The following is a 24,135-nucleotide window of genomic DNA, read 5'->3' as shown; positions in this document are numbered from 1 at the left end:
CGTGTCACCTGCACGTCCGGAATGCCTCGATCCAGTGCAGGGGCGTCTCTTTGACGATAAACGTCCGCACACCCTTAATCGTGTGTAAATAGAAGAAACCATACGTCTCCGACAATCCTCTATAGGAAACATCGTGAATTTGATCCATGGTGAATTGTTCATCAGGAGCCTGGACTCTGTCTTCGAACAGCTCGAGCACCGCTTCATGCTCTATATAAACTTGTCTGTTATTCTCGATCTTCCGCTCTTTCCAATAAACCGGATGGGAACAAATCATAAGAACCGTCCTTTCCTTATTCACTTTTAGTATACCTCATTCTTTTCTAAAGAACAGGGCTTGAGTGTTCTCCCTTTTCTTCGCAGGAAATTTGTATTAGGATGGAAAAGGTGTTTTTTTGTATATCCTAAGAACAACAGGAGGTCACCCATCATGAGTAATCGAAACAAAGGAATCATCCTATTATTGATATCAGCATTCGGCTTTTCCATGATGGCTGCATTTGTCAAGCTGTCAGGAGATGTGCCCACCGTTCAAAAGACATTATTCCGTAATCTGGTTTCTGCCGTCATCGCATTCGGTTTCGTTCTTTACAATAAAGAGCGGCTCTTTGGCAAGAAGGAGAACCAGGTGCTTCTGCTTTCCCGATCCACCTTAGGAGCAATCGGTATCGTTCTTTACTTTTATGCGATCGATCATCTGGTCCTTTCGGATGCGGACATGCTTAATAAATTGAGTCCCTTTCTTCTGATCATTTTTTCAGCGATTTTCTTGAAAGAGAAAGCTCGTCTTTATCAGATCATTGCTGTTATTATCGCATTCGTAGGAACCTTGTTTATTATTAAGCCACAGTTTTCGGTAGAGTTCATTCCCTATGTCTCCGGGGTGCTGTCGGCAGTATTTGCGGCAGGTGCCTATACGCTGCTTCGTGTGCTTGGAGACAGAGAAAAATTCTACACGATCGTTTTCTATTTCTCTTTCTTCACCACCGTCATTCTTCTGCCGTTTACCATCGCGTTCTATGAGCCGATGACGGTTAAACAATGGGTTTACCTGCTCTCTGCCGGGTTATTTGCTACCCTCGGACAGTTCGGACTGACTATTGCTTACAAGTTCGCACCAGCAAGAGAAATCTCTATTTTCTTCTATTCAACAGTGGTGTACTCGGCCCTTATCAGCATTCTGCTCTTCGGACAAATACCTGATATTCTGAGTGTGATCGGCTATGTCGTCATCTTCGGTGCTTCTCTGTACATGTTCCTGCGTAATAATAAAGAAGCAAAGAAAACAGAACAAGCCTGAAGAAGAAAGCGTCCATGTGAATGGGCGCTTCTTTTCTTTCGCCACTTTTTTCTTTATGATTAGTCTGAAGTACGATTAAGAAGGAGGACCTGATATGGGAAAAGTGATCCTTTACATCGCCCAGTCGTTGGATGGATATATTGCAAGAGAGGACGGGAGCATTGACTGGCTCTGGAGTGATACCGATGAAGATTACGGATATGAAGCGTTTCTCCAAACGATCGATACCATCATTCTCGGTCGGAAAACGTATGACCATATTTTCGAATTGACGGATGAGTTCCCTTACAAGTCAAAGGATGTTTATGTGGTCAGCGATCACAGACAAGGTCATGATCATTTTGCGACGTATTTAGAACCAGAGCAGATTGTTCCTTTCATTCAAATTATGTCGAAGGAGCAGGACCGCAACATATGGGTGGTCGGTGGCGCCCAGTTGATTCACCACTTCATTGGTGCAGGCTTGATCGACGAATTCCAAATAGCCATCCAGCCGACGTTAATTGGCAGAGGCATTCGACTGTTTCTCCATAATGAGCACGAAGAAGAGTTGATGACCAAAGACGTGAAGCACTATCCTGATGGTATGCTGCTTGTCACCTATGCGCGCAGAAATACTGCCACGGAGAAGTAGGCGCATCTTCTTTACGGCTGCACTCTTCTATTCGATCCATTTTCCAAATTTATCTAGACTCTTTCTTCCCTATTTGATATAGTTGAGTAATTTCAAAAGAAAGAGAGGGCTTGGACTATGTTTCCTGAAAAATTGAAGCAAGGGGATGAAATACGTGTGATTTCCCCTGCCGAATCGCTGGCTATTGTAGCGGAGGATCAAAAGCAGTTAGCTGTACAACGGATGACCGACGCAGGATTTATCGTGACCTTCAGCACTTATGCAGATGAGCACAGATCTCTGCACTCGAACCCTATTGAACATCGCATATCGGACTTGCACGAAGCGTTTCTCGACCCGGCAGTGAAAGCAGTGTGGACGACTCTCGGCGGTTATGACAGCAATCAGCTGCTCCGCTACATCGATTATGAGTTGATCGGTAGAAATCCGAAGATTTTTTGCGGATACTCTGATATTACGGCTCTTTCCAGCAGTATTTATAAACAGACAGGTCTTGTCACCTACAATGGTCCCCACTTTTCAACGTTCGGAATGAAAAGCGGGACGGCATACACCTTCAAGCATTTCATTGATATGATGACATCAGATAAACCCATCAGCATCACACCTGCTGATCATTGGAGCGATGATTTATGGTACATAAATCAGGAAGACAGAACGTTTCATCCGAATCCGGGCTGTATCGTTCTGAATGAAGGCGAAGCAGAAGGGATATCCCTGGGGGGAAATCTCTGCACGCTCAACCTCCTCCAAGGAACAGAGTATATGCCGTCACTGGAAGGCACGGTTTTATTTCTGGAAGATGACAAACTCACGAACGCAGGGACATTCGATCGGGATTTGCAGTCCCTGCTCCATCAACCAGGTTTTGATAAAGTGCAGGGGATCGTATTCGGAAAGTTTCAGGAAGTTTCAGACATCACAGACGAACAGCTTACAGCCATCATCCGCTCCAAACGGGAACTCGACCACATACCGATTATTGCCGGAGCAAGCTTCGGTCATACGACGCCTATGTTCACCTTCCCAATCGGCGGACGTGTACGGATCTCCACTTCCAATGAGAGCCCGTGCATTGAAATTCTAAAGCATTAATAAAACGAAATCCGCCCTCCAAAGGGCGGATTTCGTTTTAAATTAAATCGTAAAGCCGATATACTTTACCATTTTCTATACTTTTATCCCCAAGCAGTTTCATCAGGACAGCGGCCACCTCTTCCGGTGACCTCAGCCCGCCTTCTTCCTTCAGCTTTTTAAATTTTTCTACATCAGCAAAAGCATCCTTGGATGATGAGCGGATATCGCCCTGCATCTCCGTATCCATGACGCCTGGACTAAAGGAAATAATGGTATGCGTACGATCTTTCTGCTCAAGTGCCAGTGTCTCTGTAAACTTATTCAGTGCTGCTTTCGAACTGCTGTACACACTCCAACCATGAATCGTTTTCTCTGCCGCTCCGGAAGTAATATTGATGATTCCCATCTGTATGCTGCGGCTGTTAGCTTCCTTCAAAAAATGATTAGTGAGGACCATCGGTGCCGTTACGTTTATTCGAATATGCTTGGAAACCGAATCAGGGTCCAACTGACCTACCGTCTCGATGGGTTCTACGACACCGGCATTATTTACAAGGTAGATGTAATCCGTATCCGGTCGGAAGACAATTTCGGATGCACGCGCCACCGCTCTTTCTGTATCTTCTGCTTCACTTAAATCACAGGCAACGTGGTAAAAAGAGACCCCTTTCTCCTTTGCTCTCTGTTTCAACGCTTCATTAGAAGTTCGAGATAAGGAAAGTATAGATACCTGTTGATCCATCAACTGCTCGGCTATCGCTTCTCCGAGACCACGTGAAGCACCGGTAATAATTGCATAGTTCATTCATCTTCTCCTCCTTTTCTTTTTTCTGTTCCCGTTATAGGACGAAACCACTCCATACAGCATCGCTTTACATCCCCCACCGGTAGCGATATGATATACGCAGTCCATTTGAATCTTGCCAAAGGAGACGACCATGAAATACTTTTTATTGTTTATCATCTATGCAGCAGGGCTGATCGTTTCCAGTCTCGGCCTGGCATTGATTATCCGTTCGGGTCTTGGTGTCGGTCCCGGGGACAGTATCGCAGTAGGTTTATCGATGCACCTGCCTGTGACTGTCGGGAGCGTCATGATTGCGGCATTCATCATACTACTTCTCATTAATGCCAAACTGGAGAAAAAGCGGCCGCAATATGAATCGCTGATTCCAATCATTATACGCGGCCGCACGCTCGATATCTTTCTTTACGGGATGCTTGCCGACGTTGAATTGGAAGCATGGTGGAGCCAATGGGGGACCTTCTCGCTCGGTTTGATCGCCACCGCTGTCGGAATCGCTTTTTATCTGCGTACACCATTCCCAAGAATCCCCCTCGATCACTTCATGATGATTATGAATGAAAGGACCAATCAATCAAAGAGTACCGTCCGGATATTTACCGAATCGGGAATGGCTTTGATCGGCTTCCTGTTAGGAGCGCCGGTCGGTATCGGAACATTACTTGTTGCCATCCTGCTCGGGCCGTTTATTCAATGGTCCTTCCCGCTCGCACGACCCGTTGCGGGCATGTGGACGAAATCAAATAAAAAAGAGAAACAAAAAGCGTGACGCCTTGCCTCACGCTTTTTGTCCGTTACTTATCAAAAGAAAGCTTCGTTACTCCAGTTTCTTCAAGCTTCTGCCCGATCTTCTCCTCGATCTCCAGACGCTTCATCATTTGCTCTTCATTCATAGAACCTTCCATCGGTCCATACTTCTCTGTCCATTCCTTTTCAGTAAGCTTCTCCACAAGCTTGTCCCAGAAACTGAATTCATCATAATCCTCCACATGCGTATCAAGCAGCTTAGACTCATAATCCACATCGAGGTCATGTATATCCATGGCATCCTGATAAACGATACGGTCTTCTAATCCGGCTTCTTTATATTTAGATAGAACAAGTTCCCGAACATCTTCAAACGCTTCGTCCAGTTCCATCTTCGTTGAGTTAACCATCCATGTTCCAAGAAATACCGCTTCCACAAGCGTTTCATATTGTTCTTTCGTCATTTCGATTTTGACGTCTGCCAAATCGCTCACTCCCTCCGAAGATTTCATTAAGCATTATAGCATACCATAGAAAAAGAAAGGGAGCCCCGTGAAACCAGCGCACACGAAAAACCCGCCCGGTTCATGCCGGGCGGGTTCCACTTCTATTCTGCTGCGACTTCGCTGGAGAATAGAGATGCGTCTGCAGAAAGCTTTGCATCTTCTTCATATTTCTTCTGAAGCGTACGTGTAACGGTCCCGGGAACACCGTTCCCTACCTGTTTTCCATCAACCTGGATGACAGGCATCACCTCTGAGGTACTGCTGGAAAGAAATACTTCATCCGCATTCCATATGTCTTCCACCTGGAACGCCTGCTCGATGAAAGAAACGCCCTCCTCACTGCAGAATGCCTCTACTCGCATACGTACACACCCATGAAGGATGTTCTTCTTAGCCGGATGCGTGTACACGCTCCCGTCTTTTACCAAATAGATATTCGATGAACTGCACTCGGTCACTTCCCCCTGTTTATGGAGAATGGCTTCGTAACAGTTTTGTTCTTTTGCCGCCTGCTTGGCAAGGACGTTCGGAAGCAGGTTGAGGCTCTTAATGTAGCACCAATCCCACCTTACGTCCTCCTGTGTTACAGCTGATACACCCTCACGAAGGAGTGCCTCCGGACGCGGAAGATCTTTCACATAAGCATAAAGATTCGCATTTGTATTTAAAGGAAAGACGTGGTCGCGTGGAGCAGATCCGCGTGTGATCTGAAGATAGATTTTGGCATCCCCGTCGATCCCGTTCTTATGAAGCAGCTCTTCCATCTTGTGGTACATGTCTTCTTTGGAAAAAGGAACATTGATCTTAACAGCCGCCGCTGAGCGGTACAGCCTCTCGACATGTTCCTGAATTAAATAACTGATCCCGTTGTAAACCCGGATGACTTCGTAGATGCCGTCTCCGAATTGGAGTCCCCGTTCCTCAAACGGGTAACGCAGATCGTTCTGGTCAACAAAGCCGCCTTCTGTCAAAACATGGTCATAGATCGTCATGAATAAGCATCCTCCACTCCTAATATCGATTAACGAATAGTGTATCAGAAAACAGAGAAGTTAGGGACATTATTTACGAAATATTTGCACAAACAGCATTTCCGATACCAGTCCGTCTCCGTCCTCCGTCTTAAACTAACCTATGCAGGAGGAAGCCATTCCTTGCTCGTTACTCTACCGGAATCGATGTTTCCAGCCACGCATGGGGATAGGGCTCCTTTCCTTCCTCCCCTTCCATCAATGGGTAGAAAGCGAGGGTGATGGACTCCAGTTCATCATCATAATGGAAATCATCGAACTTCACATACCGGAATGTGGAGAAAGTGCCTCGGATCACACCATTCATTTCACCGTTGAAGGTTGTTCCGTTCGTATCCACGGCCTGTACAAGAAAATCGATTTCCCCGTCTTCCATCAGCCAGTCGTTTTCAGCAGCATTCATTTTATTATTACCCTTTCCATACCAGATGCCCATAAAAAGCCCTTTAGAAGCATTGGTACTGTACAGTCTCGTTACGTGGATTCCCGTATTCCCTATATCTACCGACGACGCTGTCAGCGGCTGTGGATGCTGTGTAGGTTCGCCTGCCATAGGATACAACTCATCACCAGCCAATTGATTTAACTTACGATTATCGAAATAAAAGAAACAGCAGATGATCAGAAGGACAACGAGACCTGCAATCGCCAAACGAACACGTTTCAAATTCCACGCCTCCCCCGAATGGTAACGTTTACCGCCATTATAGCAGAGAAACCCTTCTGATAGAGCGATCGTTGAACGTGAAAATCCGACGGCATCCTCCTCCTTGAACCCGCTTTCCCCAAGCGTCGGATCAGATGCTGTCGTTTGGAAGTCTCTTATGTAAAAAAACGACGGCCCTTTCACAGGGCCGTCCGGTACTTACAAGTATTTCTTTTGAATCTTTTTTCCTCCATAGCTGAACACGACGTCCCGTCCTTCTATGAGTGTTTCCATATGGACAGGGCGGCCCCAGAGCTGATGAATGTATGGGAGCGTCTTCTCCAAGTACCCAACATCAAGCTCCACCTCTTCAAAATGATGCTTAATATATAACTCGCCGCTCTTCATATAATCACCGTCCTGGACGGTAAGATAAGGAAACCCTCCATTGACACGCATCGTTACGAGCTGATCTCTTACCGATTCATGATCTTTATCGGTTATTTTATATTTCTGTCCCTGCTTTTGAAAAAGATATAAATCCTCCTGACGCACCAATTCCTTCGTTAAATAGTTCCGGATGAAGCTCTGATCGGACTCGATCTCCCGTACTTCGTACATCTTCTCTCGACCGCTTCCGGGCTCAATACCGTGTTTCCTCATTTCTGCTGTCGGATTATTATAACGCTCTTCTATGTCTTCAAAAATTTTCAGTCCGAGGTAATAAGGGTTCAACTGTGTCTTCGACGGCTGGACAACACTGGCATTCAACTTGGCGAATTCAATCGCTTCGTCACTTGTCAGGTCCATTTCTCTGATAATACGGGCATGCCAGAAGGACGCCCACCCTTCGTTCATAATTTTCGTTTCCAGTTGAGGCCAGAAATAGAGCATTTCTTCACGCATCATCGTCAGAATATCCCGCTGCCAGTCCTCGAGATCCCTGCTGTATTGTTCAATAAACAACAGCAAGTCCTTTTCTGGACGAGGCGGAAACTTCTTTTTCTTACGGAAGGCTGGCTGCTCTTCAGAGGAAGATTCATCCATTTTCCACAGATCATCGTAAACCGTACGCGGGGCCTTCTCTTCACTTTCCTCTTCATCCAAAGACCAGGCGAGTTTCGGCCTTACGAGCGAAGGATCGATATGTTCCTGTATAGCCAGAACAGCATCCAGGAAAGATTCCACTTCTTCCTTACCATATAATCGGTCGTATGCAGCAATCCTTTCGGCCGTTGCCGCCATGCTCTCGACCATATCCCTCTTCGTATTCTGAAACCTGGCGTTATTTTTGAAGAAGTCACAGTGTGCAAGAACGTGGGCAACAATCAACTTGTTCTGGATCAGGCTGTTGGAATTGAGCAGAAACGCGTAGCAGGGATTCGAATTAATGACAAGTTCATATATTTTACTCAGTCCTAAATCATACTGAAGCTTCATTTTATAGTACTGCTTACCAAAGCTCCAATGAGAGAATCGCGTCGGCATGCCGTATGCGCCGAATGTATAAATGATATCATCAGGACAGACCTCATACCGCATCGGATAGAAATCCAGTCCGAAACCTTTAGCAATCTCTGTTATTTCCCTGATGGCATATTCCAGTTTTTTTTGGTCATCTGGCTTCAAAGATGCCCCCTCCTTCAATTTCGCTTACTTAACTATATGAAAGGGGGACCGTGAACATGAAGGAATGAGCCAAGTTAGAACATCGACACGCATCCTTCTATCTGTTTTAAGTTTCTATGTACATGAGTATATCCTGCTCTTTCAGACTGCAGTGAAAATTTAGAGGACCCGCCCCTATGCAAAAAAAGAATGCCCAAGACCCACGAAGGGCCTTGGGGTTTTGCTTACGAGCGTTGGTCCGGGAAAACCCGGTCAACCATTTCTCCGAATTCACGGAAGAAACCACGTACAGGTTGTCCGTTTTCTACATCCTGTACATAGTTGTTCGTCAAATCAACGAAGTCCGGATTCGTGGAAATATAGACATTGTTAATATCCTGATCCGAATCCTTCACCGCTTTTTTGATCTGCTTCTCCATTTCATCGGAAACTTCGTTCTTGTCTCCGGTTGGATTATCAAGCTCTGCCGCTACATAGGCATTGTCACGTGTTTTCAACACATAAACATTCTTGACGCCTTTGACATTTTTCTCGATACGGTTTGCTGCATCTTTAGCTACATGGTAATTCGTATTATGCTGCATTCCGCGGTCATTGTCATACTGATTGGCATTGTTACCTTCTTCATACATATTGTCGGCGGAGCGTTCAAACCTTGTGTTCTGAACACCGTCATAATTGGCATCGTTATCTCTCGCTTCCTGTTCTGCTTGACAGGCTACAAGCGACGTTGCTGCCAACAGTCCGATAGCAAGTGCTTTTATTTTCATGCGTCTACCTCCTTCCATGGATTTATGGGTAGTATGTGTGGGTACCTTCTAAATATGCGACAGCAAACAGAGGCAAAAAAACCCGGCCTTCCGAAGAAGACCGGGGGTCGGCTTAAGAACCGAATGGCAGCAGCCACCATAGTTGAAGAAAAAGAAGGTAAACCAGCAGGATTCCGTTCACAAATAGAAGGACTGCCGGAATTAATTGATAAACACCGTGCATTTTAAAATAAAGCATGCGGATCAGGATGAAGCCCGCAATCAACAGAAGGTACAAACCGATAAACCAGGCCCAGACGTAAGGTGTCGATGCATCGAAACCGATCTCATGCCCGAGTGCATACAAAAGCCATGGGGCAAAAAAATACAATATAGATAATGGCACGAAACGGTGCTCATCTTTTAAGTAAACCAAAGAAATACCCGCCAATAGTATGGAAGCACCTCCAACACATTCCGTAATCGTCACCCATGTCTGGTGCGTTCCTTCCGCTTCCATCGTTGCAAAACTTATGAACAGACTGATGACGAATAAAGCGGTGATTCCTGTGTTTATGTACAGCATTACTCGATTATTCATTTACCCGACTCTCCCCCATCACAGCAAAACTTTTCCACTCCATCATAACAAATTTCGCTTTATTTTGCGGAAGAAATACGTAACAATGTGTCGGCATTCCCATAAATGTGACGAACTCACTCGAGTTAACACTCCCGGACAGGAGATAATAATCGTAAGCTTCATTAAACAGAGGATGTGTCCATCATGAATTACGATTATGACAAAGCACTTCACTTCATGATTTGGGGACAATGGGATGACTTACTTGTTTTGATGGTCCGCACACGAGACCAGTTCTTATCAAAAAAGATCGAATCATTCCTGCATTCCTGTTATTACCCGAGTGATCAAAGTGAAATGCTCGAAGCCCATGAAGCGTTATTGAGTTATATCGACCACGCCCAGACGAAGACGCTGGAGCCGAGTTTCACCATATAAATAAAGCTCTCCGGAGAAATCCGGAGAGCTTTCTTCTTACCTTATTCTGTTTCCACATTATACTCCAATCGGAACAGGTCGCGCCTGCGATCCCGAAGCTGACGGACCGTCCCGGACTTTCGCTGTCGGCGCAGAATCTCTAAATCAACATCACCGACGACAACCGTCTCTACATTGGCGTTACATTCCCCGATAATGCCATCACGTGCAAATTCAAAATCTGATGGTGTGAAGATACCAGACTGGGCATATTGAATATCCATGTTCTCCACCTGCGTCAAGTTTCCGACTGTCCCTGCAATGACGGTGTAAACCTGATTCTCAACGGCACGTGCCTGCGCACAGTAACGGACTCGTAAATATCCCTGGCGGTCATCCGTACAAAATGGAACAAAAATAATATTCGCACCCTGATCAACGGCATAACGCGCCAATTCAGGAAATTGGATGTCGTAACAGATCTGAATGGCAATCTTTCCACAATCGGTATCGAACACCTTGATGGCATCTCCCGGCTGGATACCCCACCACGTCCGCTCATTCGGCGTTACGTGAATTTTATACTGCTTTTCAATCGTTCCATCCCTGCGGAACAGGTACGATATATTGTAGATCTGTTCATCTTCTTCGACGAAATGCGAGCCGCCGATAATATTAACATTGTATTTTACCGCCAAGTCGGTGAACATTTCAATATAATCTTCCGTGAATTCACTCAGTTTGCGGACAGCTTTGGAAGGCACCTTTTCTTCCAGGAATGACATCAACTGTGTCGTGAATATCTCTGGAAATACGGCGAAATCCGAGCCGTAATCCGCTGCAACATCAACGTAATATTCACATTGCTTAGCGAACTCCTCGAAGGAATCAATATTTTTCATCATGTATTGAATGACCATGATCCGAACCGGGTGACTTGTCTTGAAATAACGTTTTGTTCTGGCACGGTAATCAATATTGTTCCATTCCATCAACGTCGCATATTTCATGGAAGCCCTGTCATCCGGAAGGTAGTCAGGGTTGATCCGCATAACCGTAAAACCATTCATCACCTGGAAAGTGAGGACCGGGTCGTAAATGTTCTGATTCCTTACTTCTTCTACGTACTCTCTCGGACTCAGCTCATTTTCATACTGGTGATAATTCGGAATTCTCCCTCCGATAATAATACTTTTCAAGTTGAGCTCTCTGGCCAGGTCTTTACGTGCCTCATAAAGTCTGCGGCCGATTTTCATCCCACGGTACTCCGGATGGACCATTACTTCAATTCCATATAAGTTATACCCATCAGGGTCGTGATTGGTGATATACCCTTCATCCGTAATATCATCCCACGTATGTTTATCGTCATATTCATCGAAATTGACAATCAGACTGGAACAGCTCCCGATGATTTTCCCCTCGTATTCGACGACAAACTGTCCTTCAGGAAAATGCTTCAAATGGCTTTCCAAATGCTCCCGCTTCCACGGATCCATCCCTGGGAAACACACCTGCTGCAATTCAAAAATCTGCTCTATATCTTTTTCCTGCATCGTTCTTACGATAATTTTCTTCTCGTATTGGGTCAGGTCTAACTCCTTCGACATCGTATATCGTCCCTTTCTAATCGATCTCTTGTCCACTTAATCGTACTCAACAGACATAACCCCTGTCTAGTCTGGAAGCGTTGAAGATAAATAAATGAAACCATTGAATTGAACCGTTTCAAAACCTCATGTATGATGGATGGGAAGAGGTGTAGCGAATGAATGGCTTTGAAAAACGAAAAGAACGAAAGAAACAGGCAATCCTCCATACCGCCCTCCGTTTATTCAGCGAATCCGGAGTTCAGAAGGTGAGTATTAAAGAAATTGCAGCGAAAGCCCAAGTATCTCAAGTAACGATTTACAATTATTTTGGCGGCAAAGACGAGCTCTTATTCGAAGCTGTCCAAATGTTTATAAAGGATCAAACCGAACAATTCCGTGCTACCGTTCAGAACACCGACCAATCGTTTCGTGATAAAATCCACAAACTTTTACAAGACAAAAAAGAGAACATGCTGCATCTGCACCAGGATTTCCTGCAAGCAGTGACCGGCAGTCATCCTGAGCTGAAAGATTGGGTCGACCGTTTTACAGCCCGGGAAACGATACCGATCCTGACGGAGTTGATTGAACAGGGGAAAGCGGAAGGATCCGTCCGTGCCAGCCTTTCCTTCCAGTCCATCCTGCTCTATATCGATATGTACTACAAAGCACTGCGGACGAATGCTGACTTCTTCACCGCTTCTCCTGAATCGCTCAGTGAAGAATGGTCGGACTTGTTTTTTTATGGTTTAGCAGGAATGGACAAGGATCACATATAAAAGTAACAAAAGGAAGAGACCCGGTATCGCCGGCGTTTCTTCCTTTTTAAATTTATCCTAATAAGAGGAAATTCATTAACGCAGTTTTCTTACATACCAGCGGATGACATCGTTGATGCGGCTGCCGAACAGCTTCTCTCTCCAATATAGATCCGCCGTCTGTGAAACGACGTTATTTCGTGCCGGATAAGGGTGGAGAACATTAGAAATGGACTGGAACTTCTTGTTCAGTGCCTGAACCGTCCCTACTTCCTGCATCCACTCCCCGGCACCGGCACCGATGGCATGGGCACCGACGATCTTACCACTCTCCGTAGTCAAAATTTTAACAAGGCCGTCTTTTCTGCGCTCGGCCATAAACCGATCGTTGTCGGCCAGTTTCATTTTAAACGTCAAAAGTTTATCTCCATATTGTTCTTTTGCTTCCGATTCTGTAAGTCCCAAATGGTATATTTCCGGATCGGTATAGACGACCCACGGCACCTTCGCATACGATGCTTTCCGCGAAAGTCCCAACACGGCATTCGAGACGGCAAGCTTCCCTTCCATCCCTGCGACGTGGGTAAACGGCATCGAGCCATTGCAGTCGCCGACGGCATAGATATGCTTGGCAGAGGTTCTCATTGCATGATCCACATCTATGTGTCCTTCCACTACATTCACTCCCGCTTTAGGCAGACTGAGCTTCTCTATATTCGCTTGCCGACCTGCAGCAACCAAAAGCGCTTCGGACTCAACCCTGAGGGTCCGGCCGTCTTTCCTGTAATGCACAATCGTTTTTCCATCTGCCTGCTCCACACGCTCAATCTTTGCGCCGGTAAGGACGGTCAATTCTTCCTCCATGATCCGGCAGGCTGTTTGGGAGATTTCTTTGTCCTCTTTGGACAAAATCTGATCCGCTCCTTCGATGATGGTAACATCAATACCGAGACGGCTCATAGCTTGTGCCAGCTCGGCGCCGATTACCCCACCACCGATCACGACTAGAGAATCCGGCCGTGTCTTAAGGGAGAAAATGGTCTCGTTCGTCAGATAGTCCACCGCATGCAACCCGTCTATCGGTGGAACGGCCGGTGAAGACCCGGTGGCGATGACAAAACGCTTGGCCGTTATTTTCTGATCTCCCACGCGCAGAGTATGTTCATCTTCAAACGCAGCCTCTGCTTCAAATATATCAATGCCGAGATCGATGAATCGTTCTTTGGAATCATGCTGCTGTACATCCTCCACCGCTTCGGACACACGGTCCATCACCTTTTTGAAAAGACGATCATACTCATTCGGTGTGAGTTCTTTGAAACGGGAATGGTCGTAGACCTCTTTGGCTGCCTGGATCAATGCTTTCGACGGCATACAGCCGTAATGTAGACAATCTCCTCCAAGCTCTGTCTTCCTCTCGATCAAAGCGACATCAGCTCCGAAGTTCGCTGCACCTGCAGCTACCGTTAATCCACCGGACCCTCCACCGATGACCGCAACCTGATAATCGAATGTCATAACTCCTGTCTCCTTACCTGCTCATATTTCTTTGATATCTCCTGCATCCGTTTCTTATTGACACCGAAGTCTGAGTACCCGACCCTCGATGCAGAGCGGAAATGGATGACACGTTCATCCGGATCGAAGTAAAATTCCACGTCATCCTTGAACTTTAATACCTTGGTAGTTACAACCGTATGAATGTAGTGGTCCTCCTCTATTTCCACCTTCGTCCGGTCCATATCCCCAAGGACATTCATGATATGTTTTTTTGATGTCTCTAAATCACGGGTGAACGGCAGCGGACTCATCCGTTTCTCTTCCTGATCCGCCTGGGTGGAAACACAGTTCGGCTTATCCGGGCATGCCGAAAGCCGTCCGCTTTTCACACCAATGTAAGAATCCTTCATTCGTCTTCCTCCTTTTCCAGCAGTTACCTATATATTCACTCAAATCCAAAGAAAAAAACACTCCTGTATAGATCAGGAGTGTTCATCGTTCCGGTTGTTAGGAGCCGGGTCCTTACTTTTCTCTTCTTTTTTCTGTTTTTTCAATTTGTCCGTTTCAGGTGCAGGATCATGGTCGTCTTTCTCCGGCTTCTCAGGATTACCTTCCGGACGATCCGCTTTCCCTTGTTTCCGCTCTGGAGATTTGTCTTTATCCTTCCGATGTTCCACCGAAGGTTCTTTTCTTTCCTTCTCCGGCACATTCGGATTGATGTCACGCCCCTTCACCTTTTCGTCAGGGGGATCTTGCGGTTGCGCGGGATCGGACAATGGTTTGTCAGCATTCATCCCTTCCGGTTCTGTTGGAGAAGTCGCATGAGGATTCTTCTTCTCTACATTCGGAAGTACTGGGATTTCCACAGGGACAACAGACTCTTCGCTGCCTTCAGAAGACTCATCGTCGTTATAAAAGGATTGAATAATTTCTTTATCGTCATCTTCGATGGCTACCGCCTGCGTCTCTGCTTCTTCCTCTGTAGAATCGTCACTCAACCGATCGGCAAGCAGTTCGTTCACCGTCTCTTTGCCTTTCTCTGCCTGACGCCTTAAATCGTCAGGGACAAGGAAAGTCGCTACAGACAAATGTTCTTCCTGCTCTGTTAAGTATTCTTCCATTTCTTCTGCATAATCATGATCATATTCAGACTGTAAATAACTGATTCCAATCAACACTTGATTGGCTTCATTGACATACCCCTTTTCGTGACTTTTATTGATTAAATCAAACGTCACTTCCGAGGCATCTCTCTTCTTCCAATCCCCAAGAGAAGCGACAATCTCTTCCGCTTCTGCATTCTGAGGGGTTATATCCAGCACCTGCATGTGGTCATTCAATTCAAGTTCCACACTCGGATTGATGTCAATATTCATATAGGCATACGCTTGATTGCTTCCGTACCAGGAATAGGCAGGAAACAACGCCAGAAGGAAAATAATAGCAAAAATGGCCACTTTCATATGATTATGACGCTTGACACAGGACCAAAGAACCATTCCCTTTCGAGGTTCCACTACAGAGAATTGGACTTCCATTCCGATCTCAGCGCCAGCCATTTTATGAGCACGATGGAACTGGCCATCTTTTGTCATGACAATCATGTAACGTTTGCTCTGCTCCATGACAATACCTTTTCTCACATACCCACCCCTTTCAGATAATCTTTGAGATAAATGTAATCCCCGTTCAATATGAGTACGAGTGCGATGATGAATTTACGGTTCCTTTCCAACGTTTTCTTGCTGACGTCGACTTGATGCACGAGGTCTTTGATAGGCAGTCGGCCTTTCACAATGACCTGGTTTCTCAAATGCTCATCTTCGAAGACGAGTCGTGCGACCTGGACTGCTGATTCTCTGGCATCCCGGTGCTTCGGCGACACGTCGATCAGTTCATCGAAGGAAAGTTTGTATTTCTTCAATTCTGCTTTGAATTCCAGGATTTCTTCCTTTCGATGCCACGCCTCTGTCTCTAGAATGTACCGATCTTTGGCCGCTGAGATCTCGATAGGATTCTCCATCTGTTCGTCGTCGTGAAAGTCTTCATCCAACGAAGTTACGGAAATCCTTTTCTGTTCATTACGGATATGATCAATAACTTTTCGTTTAATAACGAGACGGGCGAAAGAGAGGAAGGAGCTTCCCTTATCACACGAATAGGACTGGATCGCTTCGTTGAACGCAAGCAGTCCGATACTGAATTCATCATCTCTCGCAGGGTCGATATATCTCTTGCATACTTCAGAAACACTTTTGGCGATGAAAGGTTGATACTGTTTAAGCATTTCGTTCCGCGCTTCGTCATCCCCCTGCTTAGCCGAAGCTACTTGTTCATCCAGGGAGGTGTCGTCATTTTTGGAAAAAAGACGTTTGATCAACCTTTATCACCTCCAGCTACTACTATTTTCGTCTTATTTGTGTCTTTTCTGGGTGTCTCAAACCATTTTTATTTCAATTATGTTACAGCTTTGTATCAACCGGTGTTTCTGAAGTATGCCGTTCGTCAGGCAGGTAAAAAAGTATTGTAAGCAAGCATGACCATTTTACTGAATAAGTGTATGACGTTCCACCACATCTGGTTTACATTTTGTTAAATAAACATTTCAAAAAATAAGTCCTTTGTACCCAATCCACTCCATTATCATCCATGTGAAGAAAGGAATGCACAGCCTGGCATCGCCATTTCCATCCTTGAACACGACTTAACAGTTGGTTTATCTGTGGAAGAACTGGGTTATATCTTAAGTGTATCTATATCGGACATAACAAAAAAAACGACTCATAGAAAGGAGGAATCACTTTATGAGAGCGATACTCTTGAATTGCAGTTTGGAAAAAGGCAGCAAAGAAACCGACACGGAGCAGCTCCTTGATGCAGCGGCACGGATTTTCCAAAAAGAAAAAATTGACGTTGAACGGATTCATCTTCGAGATTTCCACATCGAATTCGGAATTACCCAAAAGCTGGATCAGGAAGAAGACTGGCCGTTCATATTCGAGAAGATCTTAGAAGCAGATATCATCCTGCTTGGGACACCGATTACAATGGGGGACAAGAGCAGCCTTGCCTCCCTCGTGCTTGAAAGACTCCAAGGCTACCATCAAATGACGAACCAGAAAGGCCAGGGGGTCTTCTACAATAAGGTAGGTGGAGCGATTATTGCCGACGGCGGCTACGGAGGATCCCAGGCCGCTGCTCAATCCATCCAGTACTATCTGTCGATGCTAGGTTTCACCCTGCCTCCCCACTCCAGTGCCGTCTGCCAAAAGCACGATCACAGCAAAGACCAAATCGACAAAATGACTTATAACCTCATACACTTCGCCGAAATACTAACCTTCCATCCGATTCCCGTTACAGGGAACCGGATCAGAAAACAGGTAACGGCGGAATAATTACACGGAAAAAAGGAACAGCCGGTTTCTCCTGCTGTTTCTTTTTTCATGGACTTTCCCCTTTTTCCAAATAGTATTCAATGGGAACGGCCAGGCCGACGCGTCCTTCCTCCGGATCATCAAGCGTCGCAAACACGACACCGATGACTTTCCCCTCCTGATTCAAAACCGGGCTACCCGAATTACCTCTGTAGACGGGAGCATCCATCATCCAAACCGGGACTTCCCAATTGGAGAGCTGTGTGTACCCGATCAATACTCCTTCATTCGCTATATTAGTGAAGCTGAGGGGATTGCCGATGAAGGATACCTTCTCATTCGTCCTGCCGGCACCTTCCTCCGCCAGTTCCAAATAAGGAAGCCCGGAGCCTTCGATTCTGAGCAGGGCCAAATCAATGTCCGGGTACCTTTTCACTACTTCCGCTTCAAATAACCCTTCCTCGGTGAATGCAACCGCGATCCGCTTTTCCCCTTCGATTACATGATGATTGGTAAGAATCAGACCTTTTTCTGATACAGCAAAACCAGTACCTCGACTCTCTCCCGCTTCCACGACGACAACCGCTTTCTTTCGGGCGGCAGTATCTTCGTCTGTGGACAATTTCGCTGAGGTGACTAAGAAATCAAGGGCCGGGATCGAGAAAGTATTGGGAAGAACGGCGATGATGTTAATGACCATCACCCCTGCTACCAGCCAGAAAATCCATTTTGGAAACGGACGTTTAGACTGATGGCTTTCTTTTTCCATTCTCGCCTTCTCCCAGGCCTTCCGCTTTTCCTCTTGAACCAGCTCGTACAACTCATCCTCATCTATCTCTTCATATAAATCTTCATCTATAATATCTATTTCATCTTTGTCATGCTCTTTCATGAGACGTCCTCCCATGTGCAGCAGTCAAGGCATTCCTTCCTATCATGGAATGCAAGTATCATTGTACCACGATTTACGAAAAAGACGTGCTCATTTATGCAGCTCTCGAAAATTCGACAAGAATTCAGGGTTTTTTGTATTACCCGGGAAATATGCCTTATCGCATACTCTTCCCGACCAGGATGACAACAGCTAAGAAAAACACGATCATGGAGACAAATACGATGGACAGCAGTCTCGATACATTCGCTCTCTTCACTTCACTCCAGCGCACCGGTCGGATACCGCTTATAGAGAAAATGAGGACAGCAGCAAGCAGAATGGACATAATATTAACCGCTACTAATAAGAAAGCTCCGTACGCAGCTTGAAATGCTCCATCACCAAGAGACATCCCCATTGCGACGGAAGGTGGCAGCAGTGCAACAGCGACCATAACACCGACAAGGTTACCGGACAGTCGATTCAGAAACGCGAGTGCACCTGCCGCTCCGGAAGCTACCCCTAGAAAAATGTCCAGGATTTCCACCTTTGTCCGCTCCAGATACTGAGCATTATGCATCCCCATATCGGTAAAATATCCGAAAGCCACCGATATGACCAATACAATTGCCACCCCGTACAAGGAGGTCAAACCGGAGATAAGAAGACGCTTATAATCTCCCAGGATCGAGCTGAAAGCTACAGCTATGACAGGACCAATCATTGGAGCAATCACCATCGCTCCGATGACCACTGCTTCACTGTCTTTCAGAAACCCAACCGTTGCGACAATGGCTGACAATATGATTAACAAAGTATAATTCAATGTGATTTTACTGCTCTTTTCCACACTATCCATCAGCTCCTGCCGGCTTGCACGAAGGAGAAGGCGTTTCTCCTCCTCCTTCGTCCCCTCATTCTCCCGATCCGCGTCCTCTTCAACTGTTTGCCTGGATATGTAGGTCTGTACGGGAAAAAGCATCGTTTCGAACCCATCAATAACATTGGAAATACTCTCCAAATAATTCAGGATGGACTCGACTTCATTCGTATCCGTCAGCATCCGAATCAGCTTTCTTTCTTCAGGCTCATCGGAAACCCAATAGGAACGGTGTGTATATTCTTTTAATTTCTGATCAACTTTTTGGAAATGACGATCAGGAATATAGGCTTCAATCAGTTGAAGACTCATGAGGAACCACTCTCCGATTTTACATTAATTTCTCATAATGTCCCCCTTATTCCACATACTAATTCCAACTAAGAGGAAGAGGCGGGTGAGTAAGAATTGGAGAAACTTTTGTTAAGCATAGAAGAATATAAGGAAACTATGAAGAAGAAATTCCATAATAGTACGGACCTTATTCAGAAGGTCTTCCACATAAAAGGACAGGCGATCGTCGTCCAGTTCGTTTCTTACCTTGTCGACAGAGAAAGACTGGAACGCGAAATCTTAAATGCCCTTACCTCCTCTCCTAAACGCTGGACAAATGATACCTTGATGAATAAGATACCGATCGCTGCATCGGAATGCGTAAGTTCTGTAGATCAAATTACCCAAAAAGTGCTGCACGGAAGTATATCCGTTTATATCGAAGGGGAAAAGGAAGCCGTAATTTTTGCGTTACCAAAACTGGACGATCGAGGATTGAACCGTGCTGAAACCGAGTCTCTCGTGTTCGGACCTCAAGTCTCTTTTACAGAATCATTGAACACCAATTTGAATGTCGTACGTTGGCGGCTGGACACGGACGATCTCGTTATGGAAAAGCTGATCGTTGGAGAAAGAATTCCTTCCGAAGTCCGCATTGTCTACTTAAAGTCGATGGCAGATAAGGAGAATGTAGCTACCTTCCGGGAAAGAATTAAAAACCTGCAAGTAGATCAGATTGAAGATTCCAGCGTACTGGGGCAGCTGATTGAGGACTCCTCCACCAGCGTCTTTCCTCAATTAATATTTACCGAATTACCGGACCGTTTCTGTAATTCGATCGTAAAAGGAAGAGTCGGGGTGATGGTGGATAAAAGCCCGACGATGCTGGTCGGGCCTATGTCTTTGTTCAGCTTCTTCGAATCGACCGAGGATCTGTATATGAGGTGGAACATGGGATCGTTCATTCGGATGCTGCGTTTTATTGCCATGGCCATATCCATCATCTTGACACCAATGTACGTTGCGGCCCTCACTTATCATTATGAGATCATTCCGAGTACTCTGCTCGTATCGTTAGGACAATCGAGAGCTACGGTTCCATTCCCGCCCGTACTGGAAGCACTACTACTCGAAATTCTCATTGAATTGTTAAGAGAGGCGGGAGCTCGACTGCCGACGAAGGTCGGACAAACCATGGGTATTGTGGGCGGTATTGTCCTTGGCCAGGCTGCCGTCCAGGCAGGGTTCACCAGTAATATCCTTATTATTATCATTGCATTAAGTGCCCTTGCTTCTTTCACCGCACCAAGCTATTTAATGGGGACGGCTGTAAGGATCATACGGTTCCCCATGATCATATTGGCTGGAATGTGGGGTCTCGTTGGAATCGTATTCGCCTTATCCTTCCTTATCATCCATCTCTTAAAACAAAAGTCTCTCGGCCGCCCTTACCTTGCTCCAATCTATCCCTTTCAGTGGAGAGACTTTAATGATTCCTTATTCCGGGTACCTTTCCAGAAGAACAGCCGGCGCCCGGTAAGTACCATGCCGCAGGATCCAACGAGATACAACAGCAGTAAAGCCGAAGAGCATAAAGATGTGAAGTCTCCATGAATATTCATATTCGATTAAATCCAGATAAAGCTGTCCATGCCTTCTACGTCTTTTTCATCATCCATACCTGTCAAATCGGTGCAGGGTTAATGGGTGTTCCAAGAATCTTATTTTTGGAGGCAGGAGTGGATGCCTGGGTTTCGGTACTGGTTACCGGTGCTTATATGCATGTGCTTGTCCTCCTGATGCTGACCATTCTTCGGAATTATGAGAACACAGACTTGATCGGTGTCCAAATGGATCTGTTTGGACGCTGGATCGGCAAAGGCCTCGGCGTCCTCTATATCCTGTATATATTTTTGTTACTGTTGACAGTCATGAAGAATTACATTGAAGTGGTTCAAGTATTTATTTTCCCGCAAATCCCTATATGGCTGATGAGTGCTTTCATGCTGATTCTGATGGTTTACAGCATTCTGGGAGGATTCCGAGTTGTCGTAGGTACCAGCTTTCTCTTCTTTTTCTTAACCATCTGGCTGGTGCTTCCCGTCTATAAACCAGTGACGTTTATGGATTGGAAGCACCTCACCCCTATTTTCATGAGCTCCCCAATGGAGATTCTCGCTGGTGCGAAACAAGTTGCTTATTCTGTATTAGGGCTGGAAATCTTGTTTTTCATCTACCCATACATCCAAAACAAGAAAAAAATTGCAGCGGCAGCTCATGCCGGTGTATTCTTTACGACGATCCTCATTCTGCTGGTGACGGTCGTTTCCATCGGCTACTTCAGTCCGGATGAATTGAAGGAGACGGTATGGGCGACGTTGTCGCTGTTCAAGATCATCAGCTTCTCCATTATTGAGCGTTTCGATTTTCTCGCTGTAGCCCTTTGGATGATGGTAATCATTCCAAATATCGTTCTGTTTGGATGGATCATCATCCACTCTTTGAAGCGGCTGTTCAGCTTCCCCAAGAAGCCGAGCCTCTATATAACCGCTCTGATGCTGTTCTTCTTTTCCGTCCTTATTGAAGAACGTATTGGCATCAACTTCCTTACCTCCATTACCGGAGAGGTTGGATTTTGGGTCGTATTTGTTTATCCTTGGCTGCTCTACGCGGTACTACTTCTAAAGAAAGTATTCAGGAAGGGGAATTCTAATGAAAAAATGGACCCTAATTAGCCTCGCCCTTCTTCTGTTATGCGGATGCATTCCTAAAAGCTATATTGAACAGCTAGGTATTATTACGGCCGTGGGATACGACTTACTTGATGACCAGCGGCTCCGAGGAACGATGGTTATGTATGAATTCGATCCGACGGCTACCGGCACTTCTCAAGTAGTTTCTGCAGAAGCGGAAACATCAAAGGGTTTGCGCGCGGCAACCGATCACATGACAAGTCATAAACTCGTTTCGGGGCAGGTCCGTTTAGAATTGTTCCAAGATAAGCTGGCAGCCAACGGCATGATGAAGTATATGGATACGTTGCAACGGGACGCGAAAATATCCGATATGGGATATTTGGCCGTCAGTACGGTCCCGACAAGCCAACTGCTCCAATCCAACAATTCTGAGGATAAACCTAATACAGGAACGTATATCCAACGCTTAATTGAAAAAAGCATAAAAGACGAAACCATCCCTAATGCTTTAATGACGTTTTTCATGAGGGAATACTACGATGATGGCATCGACCCGGTGCTTCCTGTTTTATCCATGAATCAAAACAAAGCCATTATTCAGGGGGTCGCTTTGTTCCAGGACGACCGCTTTGTTTCTATATTAAATGAAAAAGATGTCTTTTATTTGATGTTGATGAAGAACGAATTCGAATTCGGGGAATTTCAAATAGAGCTGCCGTCCGATTCACTGAATGATCACTTAAAGGAAACGGGAACGATTTCTACGACAAGCGGGAAACTTTTGTTGTCCCTTCATGAATTGGACACCGATAAAAAAGTAAAAGTGACAAAGGGCGATCCCACCCGCTATACGATGGAGCTCGATATGAAAGCACGTCTCCTTGAAATCACAAAAGACATCGATTTAAAAGAGAAAAAAGCGATCGAAGCAATCGAAAAAGAATTGGAACAGGCAATAACAAAACGCTTAAAAGAAACGATGGAGATTTTTAAAGAACTGCAAGTCGATCCTGTAGGCTTTGGAGCAGAATATAATTCCAAAAACCGAACGAACCGTGTGAAGAAAGAAAACTGGAAAGATCAAATTCAAGATTTAAACGTTGAATTCAAGGTTAACTTCCGTTTGGTCCGATACGGGATATCCGAATAATAAAGACCGCTGCCATATGGCAGCGGTCTTCATACTTCACGCTATTTTCGTTTATCATCCGCCAGTTTAGGCAGAGGCATCTCAAAGACGAAATAGGATAAAACACGCAGCAGGATCGGGTACAATGCCAATACACCAAGCAGGTCTCCAATCCCACCAAGTAAGTCCGTTAACAACATAAGTCCAGAAAGAACAGCCATTAAAAGAACGGTAATCAGCCCGACTCGACCATTGATTGGTGTCCACGTTCCTGCGATAGTTTTTGTATCCTGCTCCATTTTTTCAAAACAGCGGTAATGATAAGGGCGGATGCGAAACCAGTTTGACGCCGTTACCAGATCATCCCTATCCCTGATTTCTTTATAGCAGTAGCGACACATGTTTGTTTTCACGAAAGATCTACTCCTGAAATAGATATTTTTTCATCAGCAAACATTCATTGCCACTATCATTATACCGCAAAACATCCATAACTCTAAGCATTAACATTATACCTCGTCCGCTCTGTTCCAAATCGTCAAGCGTCGGAAACCACTGCTTTACATCACCGGCCAGGTGATAAGATCTCCAATCAAATCCGCCTCCATGATCCGATATACGAACAATCAATCGCGTATTCAAAAAGCGCAGGTTTAAATAAATAGGATAATGGCTCTGTTTATCATGGCCGTATGTCCACGCATTCCAAACCGCTTCGCTGATGGAAGCATCCACCAGAAGTTGGTCGTGTCCGTAGAACTTCGCTAGATAGGGATAATACCTTCGCCGGACGGACTTCAACTCTCTCGGATGTCTTATTTTCGCTTCTATTGATGTCTTCATAATTCAACCTCTCCTCCGCTGAGTCGATGATTGTAAATTAGACCTGAATGATTGGTTCATTCATCTATTCCCTTATCCCCGGGATTTCA

The 24,135-nt window shown here is 45.5% G+C and carries 27 protein-coding genes; 10 read left to right on the top strand and 17 right to left on the bottom strand.

Annotated elements, in window-relative coordinates; all coding sequences use genetic code 11:
• Nucleotides 1–4 precede the first annotated feature (4 nt).
• Entirely contained in the window at nt 5–301 is a 297-nt protein-coding gene (locus tag QRD89_RS05155) for a hypothetical protein (protein WP_008634674.1), read from the bottom strand.
• 129 nt (nt 302–430) lie between these two features.
• Between QRD89_RS05155 and QRD89_RS05150 the strand changes: the two genes are divergently transcribed.
• The 3 genes from QRD89_RS05150 (at nt 431) to QRD89_RS05140 (ending at nt 3,029) form a co-directional block, all read left to right on the top strand.
• A complete protein-coding gene (locus QRD89_RS05150) occupies nt 431–1,300 on the top strand; it encodes a DMT family transporter (RefSeq protein ID WP_008634668.1) in 870 nt (289 codons plus the stop codon).
• A gap of 94 nt (nt 1,301–1,394) precedes the next feature.
• Entirely contained in the window at nt 1,395–1,934 is a 540-nt protein-coding gene (locus tag QRD89_RS05145; protein WP_286096444.1) for a dihydrofolate reductase family protein, read from the top strand.
• Nucleotides 1,935–2,051: 117 nt separating this feature from the next.
• The gene (locus tag QRD89_RS05140; RefSeq protein ID WP_026578317.1) at nt 2,052–3,029 is read left to right on the top strand and encodes a S66 family peptidase; all 978 of its coding nucleotides are present in this window, start codon (nt 2,052–2,054) and stop codon (nt 3,027–3,029) included.
• A gap of 37 nt (nt 3,030–3,066) precedes the next feature.
• Here the strand turns inward: QRD89_RS05140 and QRD89_RS05135 are convergent, their stop codons facing one another.
• Complete coding sequence (locus QRD89_RS05135) at nt 3,067–3,816, bottom strand: (S)-benzoin forming benzil reductase (protein WP_286096443.1); 750 nt, start codon at nt 3,814–3,816, stop codon at nt 3,067–3,069.
• 133 nt (nt 3,817–3,949) lie between these two features.
• Between QRD89_RS05135 and QRD89_RS05130 the strand changes: the two genes are divergently transcribed.
• Nucleotides 3,950–4,585 carry a YczE/YyaS/YitT family protein gene (locus tag QRD89_RS05130; protein WP_008634660.1) on the top strand — a complete coding sequence of 212 codons (636 nt, stop codon included), beginning with the start codon at nt 3,950–3,952 and terminating at the stop codon, nt 4,583–4,585.
• 25 nt (nt 4,586–4,610) lie between these two features.
• Here QRD89_RS05130 and QRD89_RS05125 read toward each other — a convergent pair whose 3' ends face one another.
• The 6 genes from QRD89_RS05125 to QRD89_RS05100 all read right to left on the bottom strand — a co-directional run bounded on the left by QRD89_RS05125 (nt 4,611) and on the right by QRD89_RS05100 (nt 9,725).
• Complete coding sequence (locus QRD89_RS05125; protein ID WP_235601453.1) at nt 4,611–5,057, bottom strand: hypothetical protein; 447 nt, start codon at nt 5,055–5,057, stop codon at nt 4,611–4,613.
• A gap of 113 nt (nt 5,058–5,170) precedes the next feature.
• A complete protein-coding gene (gene dat / locus QRD89_RS05120) occupies nt 5,171–6,061 on the bottom strand; it encodes a D-amino-acid transaminase (protein WP_286096442.1) in 891 nt (296 codons plus the stop codon).
• Nucleotides 6,062–6,230: 169 nt separating this feature from the next.
• Nucleotides 6,231–6,950, bottom strand: coding sequence for a hypothetical protein (locus QRD89_RS05115; protein WP_062512807.1), 720 nt, complete (start codon nt 6,948–6,950; stop codon nt 6,231–6,233).
• A gap of 15 nt (nt 6,951–6,965) precedes the next feature.
• On the bottom strand, nt 6,966–8,375 hold the full coding sequence (locus tag QRD89_RS05110; RefSeq protein ID WP_008634638.1) for a SpoVR family protein: 1,410 nt from the start codon (nt 8,373–8,375) through the stop codon (nt 6,966–6,968).
• Between the two features lie 224 nt (nt 8,376–8,599).
• Nucleotides 8,600–9,145 carry a YhcN/YlaJ family sporulation lipoprotein gene (locus QRD89_RS05105; RefSeq protein WP_008634629.1) on the bottom strand — a complete coding sequence of 182 codons (546 nt, stop codon included), beginning with the start codon at nt 9,143–9,145 and terminating at the stop codon, nt 8,600–8,602.
• A 112-nt stretch (nt 9,146–9,257) separates the two neighbouring features.
• Nucleotides 9,258–9,725 (bottom strand): hypothetical protein, encoded by a 468-nt coding sequence (locus QRD89_RS05100; RefSeq protein ID WP_062512803.1) that lies wholly within the window; start codon nt 9,723–9,725, stop codon nt 9,258–9,260.
• Between the two features lie 186 nt (nt 9,726–9,911).
• On the opposite strand from QRD89_RS05100, the gene QRD89_RS05095 reads away from it, so the two are divergent.
• The gene (locus QRD89_RS05095) at nt 9,912–10,145 is read left to right on the top strand and encodes a YhdB family protein (RefSeq protein WP_008634626.1); all 234 of its coding nucleotides are present in this window, start codon (nt 9,912–9,914) and stop codon (nt 10,143–10,145) included.
• Between the two features lie 41 nt (nt 10,146–10,186).
• Here the strand turns inward: QRD89_RS05095 and QRD89_RS05090 are convergent, their stop codons facing one another.
• A complete protein-coding gene (locus QRD89_RS05090; RefSeq protein WP_008634622.1) occupies nt 10,187–11,734 on the bottom strand; it encodes a GNAT family N-acetyltransferase in 1,548 nt (515 codons plus the stop codon).
• 158 nt (nt 11,735–11,892) lie between these two features.
• Here QRD89_RS05090 and QRD89_RS05085 point away from each other — a divergent pair, with 158 nt between their 5' ends.
• A complete protein-coding gene (locus QRD89_RS05085) occupies nt 11,893–12,495 on the top strand; it encodes a TetR/AcrR family transcriptional regulator (protein ID WP_286096441.1) in 603 nt (200 codons plus the stop codon).
• 75 nt (nt 12,496–12,570) lie between these two features.
• Here the strand turns inward: QRD89_RS05085 and QRD89_RS05080 are convergent, their stop codons facing one another.
• From QRD89_RS05080 to sigI, 4 genes are all read right to left on the bottom strand, one after another.
• Nucleotides 12,571–13,992: a dihydrolipoyl dehydrogenase family protein gene (locus QRD89_RS05080; protein WP_286096440.1), complete on the bottom strand. Its 1,422-nt coding sequence runs from the start codon at nt 13,990–13,992 to the stop codon at nt 12,571–12,573.
• Nucleotides 13,989–14,384, bottom strand: a complete 396-nt coding sequence (locus QRD89_RS05075; protein WP_008634618.1) for a DUF1499 domain-containing protein — start codon at nt 14,382–14,384, stop codon at nt 13,989–13,991. The genes QRD89_RS05080 and QRD89_RS05075 overlap by 4 nt, the downstream gene beginning before the upstream one ends.
• 72 nt (nt 14,385–14,456) lie before the next feature.
• On the bottom strand, nt 14,457–15,617 hold the full coding sequence (locus tag QRD89_RS05070; RefSeq protein WP_286096439.1) for an anti-sigma-I factor RsgI family protein: 1,161 nt from the start codon (nt 15,615–15,617) through the stop codon (nt 14,457–14,459).
• The gene (gene sigI / locus QRD89_RS05065; protein WP_008634616.1) at nt 15,614–16,354 is read right to left on the bottom strand and encodes an RNA polymerase sigma factor SigI; all 741 of its coding nucleotides are present in this window, start codon (nt 16,352–16,354) and stop codon (nt 15,614–15,616) included. The genes QRD89_RS05070 and sigI overlap by 4 nt, the downstream gene beginning before the upstream one ends.
• Before the next feature lie 424 nt (nt 16,355–16,778).
• On the opposite strand from sigI, the gene QRD89_RS05060 reads away from it, so the two are divergent.
• Nucleotides 16,779–17,372 carry a flavodoxin family protein gene (locus tag QRD89_RS05060; protein WP_008634615.1) on the top strand — a complete coding sequence of 198 codons (594 nt, stop codon included), beginning with the start codon at nt 16,779–16,781 and terminating at the stop codon, nt 17,370–17,372.
• Nucleotides 17,373–17,418: 46 nt separating this feature from the next.
• On the opposite strand, the gene QRD89_RS05055 is transcribed toward QRD89_RS05060, so the two are convergent.
• On the bottom strand, nt 17,419–18,243 hold the full coding sequence (locus QRD89_RS05055) for a S1C family serine protease (RefSeq protein ID WP_062512799.1): 825 nt from the start codon (nt 18,241–18,243) through the stop codon (nt 17,419–17,421).
• A 157-nt stretch (nt 18,244–18,400) separates the two neighbouring features.
• The gene (locus QRD89_RS05050; RefSeq protein WP_286096438.1) at nt 18,401–19,417 is read right to left on the bottom strand and encodes a TIGR00341 family protein; all 1,017 of its coding nucleotides are present in this window, start codon (nt 19,415–19,417) and stop codon (nt 18,401–18,403) included.
• A gap of 96 nt (nt 19,418–19,513) precedes the next feature.
• On the opposite strand from QRD89_RS05050, the gene QRD89_RS05045 reads away from it, so the two are divergent.
• From QRD89_RS05045 to QRD89_RS05035, 3 genes are read left to right on the top strand one after another with little or no spacing between them, the layout of a single operon-like run.
• A complete protein-coding gene (locus QRD89_RS05045; RefSeq protein ID WP_286096437.1) occupies nt 19,514–20,992 on the top strand; it encodes a spore germination protein in 1,479 nt (492 codons plus the stop codon).
• Nucleotides 20,989–22,113 (top strand): GerAB/ArcD/ProY family transporter, encoded by a 1,125-nt coding sequence (locus QRD89_RS05040; RefSeq protein WP_286096436.1) that lies wholly within the window; start codon nt 20,989–20,991, stop codon nt 22,111–22,113. The genes QRD89_RS05045 and QRD89_RS05040 overlap by 4 nt, the downstream gene beginning before the upstream one ends.
• Nucleotides 22,091–23,224, top strand: a complete 1,134-nt coding sequence (locus QRD89_RS05035) for a Ger(x)C family spore germination protein (RefSeq protein ID WP_286096435.1) — start codon at nt 22,091–22,093, stop codon at nt 23,222–23,224. The genes QRD89_RS05040 and QRD89_RS05035 overlap by 23 nt, the downstream gene beginning before the upstream one ends.
• A gap of 41 nt (nt 23,225–23,265) precedes the next feature.
• On the opposite strand, the gene QRD89_RS05030 is transcribed toward QRD89_RS05035, so the two are convergent.
• Both QRD89_RS05030 and QRD89_RS05025 read right to left on the bottom strand, forming a co-directional pair.
• Nucleotides 23,266–23,616, bottom strand: coding sequence for a hypothetical protein (locus QRD89_RS05030; RefSeq protein WP_286096434.1), 351 nt, complete (start codon nt 23,614–23,616; stop codon nt 23,266–23,268).
• A gap of 7 nt (nt 23,617–23,623) precedes the next feature.
• A complete protein-coding gene (locus QRD89_RS05025) occupies nt 23,624–24,046 on the bottom strand; it encodes an ATP-binding protein (RefSeq protein WP_062512789.1) in 423 nt (140 codons plus the stop codon).
• Between the last annotated feature and the right edge of the window lie 89 nt (nt 24,047–24,135).

The sequence above is a fragment of the Halobacillus sp. ACCC02827 genome, from assembly GCF_030291935.1.
In the GTDB taxonomy this organism is placed as follows: domain Bacteria; phylum Bacillota; class Bacilli; order Bacillales; family Halobacillaceae; genus Halobacillus.
Note: the sequence above shows the minus strand (reverse complement) of the source record. Positions and strands in the feature narration are given on the sequence as shown.

Bases quoted from the DNA above. Each gene is read 5' to 3' on its own strand.
- QRD89_RS05060 (WP_008634615.1), top strand. From the start codon at position 16,779: ATGAGAGCGATACTCTTGAATTGCAGTTTGGAAAAAGGCAGCAAAGAA.
- QRD89_RS05075 (WP_008634618.1), bottom strand. From the start codon at position 14,384: ATGAAGGATTCTTACATTGGTGTGAAAAGCGGACGGCTTTCGGCATGC.
- QRD89_RS05095 (WP_008634626.1), top strand. From the start codon at position 9,912: ATGAATTACGATTATGACAAAGCACTTCACTTCATGATTTGGGGACAA.
- QRD89_RS05100 (WP_062512803.1), bottom strand. From the start codon at position 9,725: ATGAATAATCGAGTAATGCTGTACATAAACACAGGAATCACCGCTTTA.
- QRD89_RS05055 (WP_062512799.1), bottom strand. From the start codon at position 18,243: ATGAAAGAGCATGACAAAGATGAAATAGATATTATAGATGAAGATTTA.
- QRD89_RS05145 (WP_286096444.1), top strand. From the start codon at position 1,395: ATGGGAAAAGTGATCCTTTACATCGCCCAGTCGTTGGATGGATATATT.
- dat (WP_286096442.1), bottom strand. From the start codon at position 6,061: ATGACGATCTATGACCATGTTTTGACAGAAGGCGGCTTTGTTGACCAG.
- QRD89_RS05130 (WP_008634660.1), top strand. From the start codon at position 3,950: ATGAAATACTTTTTATTGTTTATCATCTATGCAGCAGGGCTGATCGTT.
- QRD89_RS05035 (WP_286096435.1), top strand. From the start codon at position 22,091: ATGAAAAAATGGACCCTAATTAGCCTCGCCCTTCTTCTGTTATGCGGA.
- QRD89_RS05150 (WP_008634668.1), top strand. From the start codon at position 431: ATGAGTAATCGAAACAAAGGAATCATCCTATTATTGATATCAGCATTC.
- QRD89_RS05090 (WP_008634622.1), bottom strand. From the start codon at position 11,734: ATGTCGAAGGAGTTAGACCTGACCCAATACGAGAAGAAAATTATCGTA.
- QRD89_RS05025 (WP_062512789.1), bottom strand. From the start codon at position 24,046: ATGAAGACATCAATAGAAGCGAAAATAAGACATCCGAGAGAGTTGAAG.
- QRD89_RS05105 (WP_008634629.1), bottom strand. From the start codon at position 9,145: ATGAAAATAAAAGCACTTGCTATCGGACTGTTGGCAGCAACGTCGCTT.
- QRD89_RS05050 (WP_286096438.1), bottom strand. From the start codon at position 19,417: ATGAGTCTTCAACTGATTGAAGCCTATATTCCTGATCGTCATTTCCAA.
- QRD89_RS05135 (WP_286096443.1), bottom strand. From the start codon at position 3,816: ATGAACTATGCAATTATTACCGGTGCTTCACGTGGTCTCGGAGAAGCG.
- QRD89_RS05085 (WP_286096441.1), top strand. From the start codon at position 11,893: ATGAATGGCTTTGAAAAACGAAAAGAACGAAAGAAACAGGCAATCCTC.
- QRD89_RS05140 (WP_026578317.1), top strand. From the start codon at position 2,052: ATGTTTCCTGAAAAATTGAAGCAAGGGGATGAAATACGTGTGATTTCC.
- QRD89_RS05040 (WP_286096436.1), top strand. From the start codon at position 20,989: ATGAATATTCATATTCGATTAAATCCAGATAAAGCTGTCCATGCCTTC.
- QRD89_RS05080 (WP_286096440.1), bottom strand. From the start codon at position 13,992: ATGACATTCGATTATCAGGTTGCGGTCATCGGTGGAGGGTCCGGTGGA.